This window comes from Gemmatimonadota bacterium (assembly GCA_022560615.1).
GTDB lineage: Bacteria > Gemmatimonadota > Gemmatimonadetes > Longimicrobiales > Gaopeijiaceae > UBA1138.
On sequence record JADFSR010000064.1, the window covers coordinates 1 to 12,868 of the forward strand.

Consider the following 12,868-nt stretch of genomic DNA (forward strand, 5'->3'; position numbering starts at 1 on the left):
GCCGAATAGGTGAAAGTGTCCAATCATGAACGTGGACAAGAGCACGCCGATCCAGCCCAAACCGAACACCGCCCAGAGGATCGTGCTGCATGTTGATCCCGTAACACTCCACACGGTCCCAGTCATCGGGCGCCACTGCCAAAAGAGCAGGAGGAGGATCAGGCTCGCGAAGAGGACGTACGTGCTACGCTCGATCGACTCCGGGACGAATCTGGTCCACCAGCGCTTGAAGCCGGGACGGGCCATGACGCTGTGTTGAATCGCGAACAATCCCAACAGAAGCACGTTGACCAAGATGGCCTGACCGACGGACCCGAGGCCCCCGTCGTCGATCCCCTTGGGAACGATCACATTGCCGGTAAAGCCAATGGCGTAAAGGAAGGCCAGCAGGAAGAGCAGATACGCCACGACACCATAGAGAAACGCAAGTCCCTTAGCCATTGTGAGGCTCCTTGCAAGGTGTTGCTGAGGTTTATCTATACTCTCCGTCTTGGGTCCGACGCATCCTACCGGATTCGAAGGGTGCGGCGCAAGCGGAACCTTGTCACACGCCTGTCATCGCGATTTAGGAATCTGCGGTTTCTTGTTCGGTATACAGGATCAGCCCGAAGTGTACTCGTGGCCCAGAGGACCTTTATCGTCCCGTCCTTGCACGGGCGAACGGCGAGCGTGCACCTTGGCCTGGGCAAGGCCTCGCGAGGGGAGGTCAAGCCGTGTGCTTTCCACGAGTGGGCTCGATGAAGATCACCGCGTGAGCGAGCGACCGGAGGCCAACCCGAGCGCATCCCCGCCAGCGAAGCTTTTTCATCTCGTGGCCGGGCCGGTCGTCTTCGCCGTGCTGCTGCTCACGCCTCTGGGTGGACTGGCGTTCGAGACTCGCGGCGCCATGGGGCTGCTGATCTGGATGGCCTGGTGGTGGATCACCCGGCCCGTGCACCTGGCGGTCACGGGACTGCTCCCACTCCCGGTCGCCGCGGTCTTCGGACTCGCGCCCATGGATGAGGTCGCGACCTCATACGCTCAGGACACGATCCTTCTCCTGTTGGGCGCGAACATTTTGACGAGCGTCTGGACCCGATGGGGGCTCGATCGGAGAATCGGCCTCGCCGCGCTACTGGGAGTGGGGACCGACACGTCGAGACAGATCCTCGTCTGGTTTCTGGTCAGCGCGGCCCTCTCGAGCGTTCTGCCGAACACGATCGTCGCCGCCGCCATGATTCCGATCGTCGTCGCGATGTTGCGCTCCATCGGCATCGAGGACCTCTGGAACAGCCGCGTCGGCACGGCACTCGTAATCGCCGTGGCCTGGGGGACGAGCGCGGGCGGCGCCGCGACGCCGCTCGGTGGCGCCCCGAATCTCCTGGCCGTCGGCTTCATCGAGGAGTTGATCACGGGTCAGGAGTTCCTGTTCCTGACCTGGGCCCTGCGGCTCGCTCCGATCACCGCAGTGATCGTGCTCGTGATGTTCCTTTTCCTGCGGTTCGCGATGCCGCTGGACGTCGCCACGCTGCCCGGCTCCAAGGACTATATCCGGGAGGAGCTCAGGGCGCTGGGCCCCATGAAGACGGAGGAAAAGTGGGGGCTCGTACTGTTTACGGTGGCGGTGGCGCTCGCGTTCGGGCGACCTCTGTACGCGGAATTCATTCCCGGCCTCACGCCCGCGTTCGCGTTTGTTGCGATGGCTGTGGCGAGCTTCACGATTCGTACGCGCGAAGGGCCGCTCATCACGTGGCCGTTCGCTCAAGAACACATGTACTGGGGCCTGTTCTATCTCTTCGCCGGAGGCATCGCGTTGGGGCGGATCCTGAGCGGCTCGGGTGCCGCGGAGGCCTTCGCGAACGCGCTGGTGCCGTACGCCGGTTCGGGCGGCTTCACGGCCGTGCTCGTGTTCTCTCTTCTGACCATGGTGCTCACACAAGTCACCAGCAACACCGCAGCCATCGCGATCGTTGTCCCGATCACCATCAGCACCTTCCAGTCGCTCGATCTGAATCCGATCCCGTTCGTCTATATCGTGACGGTGGTCGGAAACTGTGGCTTCGTCCTCCCCTCGTCCGCCGGTGGACCCGCCGTGGCGGCGGGATACGGGGTGAACCTGAAGACGATGGCCGTCAAAGGTCTCTTCGCTTCACTTCTGGTGCTCGTGACTCTGGTGACGTTGGGGTACGCGCTGGCCAGGTGGTGGCCCGCGTTCGGAGTGGCGTAGTCCGGGTCTCGCCTCGGCTTGTCGCTCCTTCCTTGGGTAGTATATTGGTAGCATGAAAGTGAAGACATCTATCACACTATCCGAAGATCTCCTGGACGAGGTGGATCGAGCCGCCGGGTTCGAGTCACGATCTACCTTCATCGAGGGCGTGCTCAGGGGTTTCTTGCGGCGGCGGGCGCTCAATCAGGAACAGGACCGGGACCGGGAAATTCTCGATCGTGTTGCGGAGGCGTTGAACGAAGAGGCGTTTGACGTGCTCCAGTACCAAACCACGTGGCTCGGGGGGGTGGACGAGGTCCCTGAGGGATCGGAAGGATGAGGAGGGGCGAGTTCTACCGAGTTCGCAGGCCCCACGGAGACAAGCGCGATTCCCGAGTCTACGTGGTCGTCAGCCGTCAGGTGCTGATCGACTCCCGTTTTGCTACCGTAGTCTGTGCGCCCATCTACTCACGAGGGGACGGCCTCTCCACCCAGGTTCCGGTCGGGCCCGATCAAGGCCTGAAGCACGATTCTTGGATCATGTGCGACAACCTCGTGAGCGTTCAGAAGGCGCGGCTGACAGACTACGTCGGTTCCCTGACCGGGGCGCTCGCCTCACAGCTGAATCGCGCCTTGAGGAGTGCTTTCGACCTACTTTGAGTACCTGTTCGGTTAACATCCGGGATTCGATCAGTCCATGAGTGTCCCCCCGCATGCGACTCCTCTACGAGGGCCACCTCATCTTTTCCTTGCGTGACGGGCACGAAGCCACCTATTCTTGCCCGGAGAATCCCTGATCGGCGGTTTCGCGAAAGGGGGATCACGGCGAGGTGGTAATGCGCGCACTCCAAACGTCCATCGGACTGATTCCGGCTTTCTTCCTGGCCGTCACGGTCATGACGACCACCGACGCTGAAGCCCAGAATCCCGCCACGTTCACCAGCGATATCCGACCGATCATGGAGCGGAGTTGCTGGAGCTGTCATGGTGAGGAATTCCAGCGGTCCGGTCTCGACCTACGTACTCGTGACGACGCGATTTCGGGAGGCAGAAGCGGCCCGGCCATCGTGCCTGGCCGTGCCGACCAGAGTCTGCTCTACCGCATGATCGCAGGGCTCGAGGAGCCTCTGATGCCGAGGGATGGTCCGTCCTTGAGTGCCGCAGAGATCGTCGCAGTGCGCGCGTGGATCGATGGCGGTGCGCACTGGGACGATGGGCCCACGCTGGCCGTGGCCGCGGGCGCGCTTGATGAACTTCCCCCTGGGGCTCGCGAGGCCTGGGCCTTCCAGCTCCCGGTGCAGGGTCCCGTTCCCACGGCATCGCCGTTCGAGCATCCCATCGATCGTTTCCTCGAGCAGACGCGCCAGGCGCAGGGCCTCACCGCTGCACCGCGCGCCGATCGCCGCACGTTGCTCAGGCGCGCGTACCTCGATCTGATCGGGTTGCCGCCCACGCCCGAGGAAACGGCGGAGTTCCTGGCCGACGCGCGGCCCGACGCGTGGGAGCGTGTGATCGAACAGCTCCTGGCTTCCCCCCACTACGGCGAGCGTTGGGGTCGCCACTGGCTGGACGTAGCGAGGTACGCGGACTCGGACGGCTTCGAGCAGGACTACGACCGACCCAACGCGTGGCGATATCGCGACTACGTCATTTCTGCGTTCAATCGGGACAAGCCCTTCGACCGGTTCATCGAGGAACAGATCGCCGGCGATGAGCTCGACTGGGCGACCGACGAGACCCGGATCGCCACCGGGTTCCTCCGCGCCGGTCCCCGCGTGCACTTTCGTGAAAAGGACAACCCGGAGCGGCGGTACGAGTACCTCGACGACATCGTCGCCACGCTCGGCCGTGGAGTGCTCGGCCTGACGGTTCAGTGCGCGCGCTGCCACGACCACAAGTTCGATCCGATTCTCCAGACCGACTACTACCGCCTGGCGACTTCGCTCTTCGGGTACGTCGAGACGGAGTATCCGCTGCTCCCGCGCGCGGAAGGTCAGGCGTACCTGGCGAAGATCGCGGACGTCGCTGAGCGGCAACGCATTCTGAGAGCTCAGATTGCCGAGATCGAGGCTCCGTACCGCGACCGATTGAAGATCGAGCGCCTGGAGCGCGAATTCCCGGCGGACGTGCTCCGCGCTGTGCTGAAGCCCGAGAGCGAGCGTACACCGGGCGAGCGGCTCCTCGCCGATCAGGTACTCTCACTGGGTGTGTCCAGAGGGAGTGTGAGCGCGGCGCTGACGCCGGAAGACGCCGCCCGACGGCGGGTGTTGAGCGATCGCGTCACCGCAGTGGGCCGGGAGCGGCCGGAACGACCGCCCATGGCCGACATCGTAACCGACGGAGACTACCGATTCACCCCGGACGGGCCCGGCGACGAGATCATCGGCTGTCCCGCGTGCCGAGTGCCACCGGACGAGCCCGGCAGCTACCTGCACGAGGGGCCGGGACGGTACGAGGTTCCGACGAGTCACCTTCTCATCCGCGGCGACCCTTTCAACCTGGGACCGGTGATGTCGCCTGGTTTCGTCAAGGTCGCGACCTACGGCGATCCGCCGACGGAAATTTCCCGGCCCGACGGGCGCACGTCCGGCCGGCGCCTGGCGCTCGCACAGTGGCTGACCTCCGAGGGGAACCCGCTGACGGCACGCGTGTTCGTGAACCGGATCTGGTACCATCACTTCGGACGTGGCATCGTCGCTACGCTCGACAATTTCGGCGCGGTCGGCGATCCCCCGACCCACCCTGAGCTCCTCGACTGGCTGGCGGTGGAGTTCGCGAGTAACGGCTGGAGCGTCAAGCGGATGCACCGTCTGATGATGACGTCCGAGGCCTATCAGATGGCGTCGGCGTACGAGGATGCCAGCAACATCGCCAACGATCCGGAGAACTTCAGCCTCTGGCGCTTCCGCATTCGGCGGCTCGAGGCCGAGATCATCAGAGACGCCATCATGGCTTCGAGCGGAGGCATCGACCTCACCGTCGGCGGGCCACCGGTGTTCCCATACATACCTGAGGAGATTCTGGCGGGTCAGGCGCATGGTCGCTGGGACAACCAGCCGGACGGCCCGGCAGTGTGGCGCCGCAGCGTCTACGTCTATCGGCGCCGTTCGCTGGTCTTCCCGTTCTTCGAGACGTTCGACCTCCCCGACCAGGGCGTGACGACGGCTTCCCGCAACGTGTCCACGGTGGCGACGCAGGCGCTGACGCTTCTCAACAATCCGTTCGTGCTCGGGCAGGCCAGCCTGTTCGCGGAGCGAGTGGAGCGGGAAGCGCCGAACGACGTGGCGGGGCAGGTCGACCTAGCGTACCGAATCGCGTTGACGAGGCCTCCCACGGAAGCGGAGGCGGAGATCGGCGGTCAACTCGTCGCAGAGCGTTCGCTGGTGGATCTCACACACGTGATGTTCAACTTGAGCGAGTTCCTCTACCTGAGGTGAGGCATGAGTCATCAGTGCGGATGTCACGAGAAGACGTTTTGGTCGCGTCGCGACTTCCTCTTTCAGTCGGGCGGCGGTATAGCCGGAGTGGCCCTCGCCCATCTTCTCGACCGCGAAGGACTGTTGGCGGCGGAGCCGCAAGTTCCGGGGCCGTGCGACGAGCCGGTGCCGGGTAACCCGTTCGCGCCGAAAGCGCCGCACTTTGCTCCGCGCGCCACCGCCGTGATCTCGCTGTTCATGAGTGGCGGAGTGAGCCACGTCGACACCTTCGATCCGAAGCCGGCGCTCACGAGGTACGCGGGGCAGCCGCTGGACACCCACGTGGATGGAAACATCGTCGTGCGTCAGGGCTATCCGGGTCCGCTGATGCCGAGCCCGTTTTCCTTCGACCGGTACGGCGAGAGCGGGATCGAGGTATCCGAGATCTTTCCGCACATCGCGAAGCACGTCGACGAGATCGCCTTCATTCGCTCGATGTACGGGCGATCGAACGATCACGTCCAGGCGACCTACGAGATGCAGACCGGCCAGATCCGCATGGGTTTTCCGAGCGTGGGCTCGTGGGTGACCTACGGTCTCGGGTCGGAGAGCTCGAGCCTGCCGGCGTTCGTCGTGATGACCGACTATCGGGGTGGGCCGCTCGGTGGCCCGAACGACTGGTCCGCGGGCTTCATGCCGGCGAGCTACCAGGGCACGCAGTTCCGCGCTTCGGGTGACCCGATCGTCGACCTCGAGCCCCCGGAAGGGATGACGCCGGAAGCACAGCGCGCTCGGCTGGACGTGCTGGCGAAGCTGAATGAGATCGACATGGAGAAACATCCCGGCAATTCCGAGCTCTCGGCTCGCATCTCGTCGTACGAGCTCGCCTACCGGATGCAGGGTTGTGCCCCGGAGGCGATCGACACGTCGTCTGAGTCCGACTTGACCAAAAAGCTCTACGGCCTCGACAACGAGATCACCGAGCCGTTCGGGCGGCAGTGCCTGATGGCGCGGCGGCTCATCGAGCGCGGCGTCCGGTTCGTGCAGCTCTTCCAGGGCGGCCTCGGCAATCAGAACACCGACACCTGGGATGCACACACCAACATCGTGGAGAATCACACACAGCATGCTGCCGAGTCGGATCTCCCGATTGCTGGCCTGTTGACGGACCTCAAGGCGCGTGGGCTTCTGGATACCACGCTCATCGTATGGCACGGGGAGTTCGGGCGGATGCCGATCTCGCAGCGCGGCGTGGGCCGCGACCATAACCCCGGCGCCATGACGGCTTGGATGGCCGGCGCGGGAATCCGGGGCGGGCAGGTCATCGGCGCGACCGACGACTTCGGCTACAAGGCGGTGGAGCAGCCCGTGTCGGCGCACGACCTGCACGCGACCATGTTACACCTGCTGGGCATAGACCACACGAAGCTGACCTACCGATTCAGCGGCCGCGACATGCGGCTCACGGACGTGGCCGGCACGCTGATACCGCAGATCGTCGGCTGACAGAGGGACACGTCCGAACAGCTATCGCCCGACCCGATCGAGAAGGTCGTCGAACCGCGGATCGTCGTGAAGAGGAGCAAGGCCCCTCCTCACCAAGAACGGAAGCCGACTGGATCGTTCCCGGAGCGCACGCTCGAGTGCGTCGAAAGCCAAGTCCCGTTCTCCCAGGTCGGCGAAGACCTCAGCTAGTATCACCGGATCGGCGGCGCCCAAGTCAACACGATCGATGATGTCCCTGGCATCCTGAAGACGTCCCATCCTTGCGTACAGCCTCGCCATTTCCAAGCTAGTGGCGGGATCCAATCCTGCCGACTCGAGCGCCTGGAGCATCGCTGCAGTGGCGGCGTCGTGCTCGCCGAGCCTCTCGAGGTAGGTCGGTCTGTCAAATCGCGCTCGGAGGTTGTTCTGCTCCAGCTCGAGCACCTCAGTAGCGTTGGCCAGAGCCTCCTCGTACCGCTGTGCGTTACCGTAACAGAGCCCCAGGTTCTGGACATTGTCAGGCGTGAAAGGATCCAGCTCTACCGCGCGGAGCGTCAGAGCGATGCCTTCGTCGACGCGATTCAGGTTACATAGAAACATCCCGTTCATGCTCAGCGCGTCCGGGTTCGTGGGGTCCAACTCGACGGCCCGTTCCGCATCGCCGAGGGCTCCGGTCCAATCCCAATCGACGAACCAGCGAACGAGGGCCATCTCGAGCCGGGCCTGAGAGACCGTCTCATCGAGCTCGATCGCCTTCAACGCCGCGGCCCGAGCCCTGGGATAAGCGTCCTCGGTGGGCATCAGCCCTTGGAAACCGGAGGCAAGCAAGGCGTCGGCCAAAGCGGCATACGCGAGACTGTAGTTCGGGTCGAGATCGACGGCCTGCTGCGCGTACTCCAGACCTCGAGCGATGCCCTCGGGGCTGATCTTCAACGTGTGGTAACGGCTCTTCAGGTAGAGCTGATAGGCCTGCGAATTCTCGGGGTCGTGACGAGTCAAGCTCCGTTCATCCTCGGGTGACAGGCGTATCCGGAGCTCGCGGGAGATCTGGGCCACGAGCTCCGCCTGCACCTCGAGAATATCTGCGATCCCCTCGTCATACTGGGCACCCCACAACTGAGCGAGCTCGGCTACATCGATCAGCTCGACGCGGACCACCAACCGGTCACCTATCTCGCCAACCCGCCCCGTCACCAGCGCCCGGACGTTCAGCTCTGCGCCTACCACGGCTAGGTCGAGGTCCTCTCCCCTGTAACGAGCCGAGATCCCCCGGGGCACCACCCGCAAGTCAGTCAGCTCGGAGAGCCGGTCGATCAGGTTCTCGGTAATCCCCTCGCTCAGGTACGCTCCATCGGGATCGGCGCTCGTGTTCTCGAACGGCAACACGGCCACGGAGTCGATAGGGCCTCCCCCATCGCCTCCACGCATGAGCACCGAAACGACCACGGCCACGACGGCCAGTCCTAGTCCACCGGCGCCCAGAAGGGCCGGGAGCGCAGGCCTCCTCCGAGCCGGCGCTCGCGTTGGGGTGGCCACGCCCGGGTTGGCCAGAGCTTCGGCGAAGTCGGCCACGCTGGCGAACCGATCTGCCGGCAGCTTCTGCAACGCCTTGTGCACGGTGGCATCCACGTGCGGAGGGACCGTGTCGCGAAGGGCCGTGAGCCGGGTGGCCTCCTCCGTGATCACCTTGGCCACGATGGCCTGGGCGGTCCGGCCCACATGTGGAGGTTCGCCCGCGAGCATCTCGTAGGTCACGCAGGCCAAAGAATACATGTCGGAGCGCGCATCCAGGTCACCCTCGCCGATAGCCTGCTCGGGACTCATGTACTTAGGTGTCCCGAGAGACATGCCTGTCTGGGTCAGTCGGCTTCCGCCCGCCGCGCTTACCGCGAGTGCGATGCCGAAGTCAGCCACCATCGCGTGACCGTCGTGAAGCAGGATGTTCTCTGGTTTGATGTCGCGATGTATGACATCGTGACGGTGGGCGTAGTCAAGCGCGCTCGCCACCGCCGTCGTGATCTCGAGGGCGTCACCGATCGGAAGCTGTTTTTCACGTATCAGCCTCTCTCTCAGCGACTCGCCTTCGACGAGGGGCATGACGTAGAAAAGGAAGCCGTCTGCCTGACCCGAGTCGAAAAGCGGCACGATATGCGGGTGGTGCAAGTTGGCCGTCGTCTTGATCTCGGCCAGGAACCGCTCGGCCCCGACGATGGCTGCGAGCTCCGGCTTCAGGACCTTCAGCGCGACCTTCCGCTCGTGCCGGAGGTCTTTGGCCAGATAGACGGTGGCCATGCCGCCGTGAGCGAGGTCACGCTCGATCGCGTAACGGCCCTGGAGAGCCGTGTTCAGGCGGGCGACGGGATCGGACATGGCAGACAAGATGCGTCTAAGACGTATGGGGCTGCAAGCGCCATGGGCCTGTCCCGTCCGTCCCGATCTCGGCTAGCGAGGGCGGTCCAGACCCGTCAAACAAGCCGATCTTTCGCCTCCCACATCGCTGGGCGTTCCTGAATCCAGGACCAGTTGCCCTTGATTTCTGATAGCGCGCCGCCGCTATTCAGGACCGAGAGGCGACGTAGAGACCGGGAGGAAGGAGTCAACGACGAATGGACCTGAGTAAGAATCGTAAAGACGATAGGGCATCGCTCTCACCGGGTGCGCTGCGACTCGCGGTGCTCTTGGCCGGTCTCGCATGCACGTCGGCCTTCGGCGCACCGGCTGTCGACGCGCAGTCGACCCCCCGACCCGGGCAGCAGGTCGTCCTCGTCACGGGCTCGACGAGCGGACTAGGGCGCGAGGTCGCGCGCAGACTCGGCGCGACGGGTGCTTTCGTCATCGTGCACGGCCGGAACCGTGAGCGGGGGATGGCGGTCGTCGAGGCGATCGAGAGCGAGGGCATCGGGAACGCCCGCTTCTACGCGGCAGACTTCTCATCGATCGACCAGATCCGGGAGTTCGGTGAGACGATCCTGCGCGACTACGACCGACTCGACGTGCTCGTCAACAACGCCGGTTTCGGAAGGGCGCCCGATGAACGGATGATCTCGCAGGACGGGCATGAGCTGCGTTTCCAGGTGAACCACCTCTCGCACTTCCTTCTCACACGGATGTTCTTACCTCGACTCCGCGCGAGCGCCCCCTCACGTATCGTCAACGTGTCGTCGGGTGCTCAGCAGGCGATCGATTTCGACGACGTGATGATCGAGAACAACTTCAGCGGTGGGCGCGCCTATTCTCAGAGCAAGCTCGCTCAGATCATGTTCACGTTCGACCTGGCCGAGGAGCTGGCGGGAACCGATGTGGTCGTGAACGCGCTACATCCGGCTACCTACATGGACACGGGCATGGTGAGGAGGGCGGGACTCACGCCGAGGGCCACCGTCGGCGAGGGGGCGGACGCGGTGATGCGGCTGATCACGTCACCCGACATCGGCAGTGGCGGCTACTTCAATCGCATGCGGCCCGCCCGCGCGAACGACCAGGCGTATGACGAGGAGGCTCGCAGAAAGCTCCGCAGGCTGAGTGAGGAGCTGACTGGGGCGCCCTGAGGACGTCCACCTCCGGACCCTGCCGATCAGACTCCGGACCCTGCCAATCAGAATGTCGTCCGGGAGGACGTCGTCCGGTTTTACGCGAGATCCGTGAACTCTACCGCAGTTCCGTGAAACGGTAGACGATCACGCCGCTGTCGGGGCGATTGTCGATATCGACGTAGCCGGTCTCGAGGAGTTCGTTGAGCGTGTTCTCGACCGCCTCGAAGCTGGCTCCCGTGGCGGCCACGCCCTCGGTAACGGAGAGCTCGCCCTTCAGTGCCATCGCGGCGTCGAGCAGTTGATGCTTGAGGGGTTTCTCGGGTGCTGTCGGAAGTGCGGCAGGCGAGTGCGCCATCCGGTTGAGTTCGGCCGCCCAGCGCGGATGTGGGAGGTAGCCCTCCCGGATATTGGCGTCCCGGACGAGCTTCTTCATCCTGAACAGGTCGACGATCGTGCCGATCCCGAAGAGTCCCAACGTGAGCAGCCAGAGGATGCCGGTTCCGTACTTCCCCAGGTAGATGCGGTGCAGGCCGGCGAGACTCAAGAAAGAGGCGCACCACAGCGCGTAGCCAACTCCCTCGCTGTACCCTCCACGATCCGGGTCAATCGGTTCCATTGGCTTCATCGCTTGCGCGGCAACTCCCTCGAGGGCGAACGTTTGTTGAGTATACGCATAGCGCCGTACGGGTATTCAGTGCTCAGGGATTCGCGAACCCCAGACCGCCGGCCGCGCCGTCATGGGCGGCACGAAACAGGATAACGTTTCTGTCCGGCAACACATACTTCTTCAACATATACTCCTCTCCGTCAACCTTTTGTCTTGCCGATCCTCGCCGTACAATACCCACTTGTCGTCCGCGACTGACCGCCACGAGGAGGCATCATGCGCGTGATCAGCTCAAGGACAGCGTTGCTCACACTCACCCTTACGCTCACGCTCGGGGTGTCGGGCTGTACCGTAGCCTCCAACGCATCAGCATCGGCGGGACCTCGGGCGCTTGAGCGCTCCACGCCGGAGAAGCGTGGGCATGTCGTCGGAGCGCCTTACGAGGCTCCACGACGCAATGCAGGAGCTCGTAGACGACGGGCGGCTGTCGGGCATCACTAGAGCGCGGCCCCCAGGGCCGGCGGACGCAGGGGTGCTGGGGTTTGTGCGATATGAAGTGGGTGAAGGACCCCGGGCCCCCGTAAATTAGAGGCCGGGGTGAGACACGACGAGGAGTTGGTTGGCCGCGACATCTGAGAGGTTCGACGTCATCCCATCGGGCCATCGCACGGACAGATCCACGCTCGTGGCGTCCCCCAGCCCGAAGTGTGCTTCGGCAGGATTCTGTGACACGTAGTTGCTACCTGCCCGGATCTCTCTCACCTGAGTACCCCCGGTCGAGGGAGTGATCGTGATGAGGGCGCCGATCCCTTGGGTGTTGGGATACGGGCCCCTCAGAACCACCCCCAAGTAGTTACCCTGGTCAAGCTGGTTCACGTAGAAGCGCGGCGCGGCGCCGTTGTTCGATACGAAGATGTCGATGTCGCCGTCGCGGTCGGCGTCGAAGCAGACCACGCCCCGTCCCTGTCCGTCGTCCATCAGGCCGTTGGCTAAAGAGGCTTCCGTGAACGACCCATCCCCGTTGGACATGAACAGGCGGGAAGGATCGGCCACGAACTGTTGGAGATCGTCCCGTGGCCAGCCGTTAACGTGGAACAAGTCGAGCCAGCCATCATTGTCGAAGTCCGCGAAGCAGCTTCCCCAACCCCAGTAGCCGCTACGTACCCCGGCCGATTGGCTCACGTCGGTGAACGTGCCTGAGCCGTCGTTCTGGTAGAGCCGGTTGCCGGACTTGGTCGTGTTCAATTCAAGAATGCTCGATACGAACCAATCCATGTCCCCGTCGCCGTCGTAATCGCCCACGGCTGACCCCATCCCGTTCTGGTCGGTCAGAACGGAGCCCGTGGACTCACTGAACACCCCTCCGTCGTTCAAGAGCACCTTGCTGGTCCCAAAGTCGCTCGATACCAACAGGTCGAGATCAGCGTCCCCGTCGATGTCGGAGAAATTGGCGGTGAACGTTGCGGTGAACTCGAGGACATCGAGCCCGGCCTGCGTCGTGATGTCCGTAAACGATCCCGCACCGTCATTCGCCCAAAGGAATCCACCACCGTGTCCGAACGACGATGTCCAGTGGCTCAAGAACAGGTCGAGGGTCTGGTCACCGTTGATGTCAGCCGCGCTGATCGAGTAGGTGTCTTGT

10 protein-coding genes are annotated in these 12,868 nt (G+C 63.8%); 6 read left to right on the forward strand and 4 right to left on the reverse strand.

Going from position 1 to position 12,868, the window contains the following annotated elements; translation table 11 throughout:
* The coding region (locus IIB36_19240) for an isoprenylcysteine carboxylmethyltransferase family protein (GenBank protein MCH7533877.1) at positions 1-441 on the reverse strand (441 nt) is incomplete at its 3' end.
* Between the two features lie 310 nt (positions 442-751).
* On the opposite strand from IIB36_19240, the gene IIB36_19245 reads away from it, so the two are divergent.
* The 5 genes from IIB36_19245 (at position 752) to IIB36_19265 (ending at position 7,107) form a co-directional block, all read left to right on the forward strand.
* Positions 752-2,206 (forward strand): anion permease, encoded by a 1,455-nt coding sequence (locus IIB36_19245; protein MCH7533878.1) that lies wholly within the window; start codon positions 752-754, stop codon positions 2,204-2,206.
* A gap of 52 nt (positions 2,207-2,258) precedes the next feature.
* A complete protein-coding gene (locus IIB36_19250; GenBank protein MCH7533879.1) occupies positions 2,259-2,525 on the forward strand; it encodes a hypothetical protein in 267 nt (88 codons plus the stop codon).
* On the forward strand, positions 2,522-2,845 hold the full coding sequence (locus tag IIB36_19255; GenBank protein MCH7533880.1) for a type II toxin-antitoxin system PemK/MazF family toxin: 324 nt from the start codon (positions 2,522-2,524) through the stop codon (positions 2,843-2,845). The genes IIB36_19250 and IIB36_19255 overlap by 4 nt, the downstream gene beginning before the upstream one ends.
* A gap of 176 nt (positions 2,846-3,021) precedes the next feature.
* Positions 3,022-5,622: a PSD1 domain-containing protein gene (locus tag IIB36_19260; protein ID MCH7533881.1), complete on the forward strand. Its 2,601-nt coding sequence runs from the start codon at positions 3,022-3,024 to the stop codon at positions 5,620-5,622.
* A 3-nt stretch (positions 5,623-5,625) separates the two neighbouring features.
* A complete protein-coding gene (locus IIB36_19265; GenBank protein ID MCH7533882.1) occupies positions 5,626-7,107 on the forward strand; it encodes a DUF1501 domain-containing protein in 1,482 nt (493 codons plus the stop codon).
* Between the two features lie 21 nt (positions 7,108-7,128).
* Here the strand turns inward: IIB36_19265 and IIB36_19270 are convergent, their stop codons facing one another.
* Positions 7,129-9,456: a protein kinase gene (locus IIB36_19270; protein MCH7533883.1), complete on the reverse strand. Its 2,328-nt coding sequence runs from the start codon at positions 9,454-9,456 to the stop codon at positions 7,129-7,131.
* Between the two features lie 236 nt (positions 9,457-9,692).
* Between IIB36_19270 and IIB36_19275 the strand changes: the two genes are divergently transcribed.
* On the forward strand, positions 9,693-10,634 hold the full coding sequence (locus tag IIB36_19275) for an SDR family oxidoreductase (GenBank protein MCH7533884.1): 942 nt from the start codon (positions 9,693-9,695) through the stop codon (positions 10,632-10,634).
* Positions 10,635-10,734: 100 nt separating this feature from the next.
* Here the strand turns inward: IIB36_19275 and IIB36_19280 are convergent, their stop codons facing one another.
* Together IIB36_19280 and IIB36_19285 are read right to left on the reverse strand one after the other, a co-directional pair.
* A complete protein-coding gene (locus tag IIB36_19280; protein MCH7533885.1) occupies positions 10,735-11,235 on the reverse strand; it encodes a TM2 domain-containing protein in 501 nt (166 codons plus the stop codon).
* A gap of 576 nt (positions 11,236-11,811) precedes the next feature.
* Positions 11,812-12,868 (reverse strand): CRTAC1 family protein (locus tag IIB36_19285; protein MCH7533886.1); only part of this gene is annotated, 1,057 nt, incomplete at its 5' end.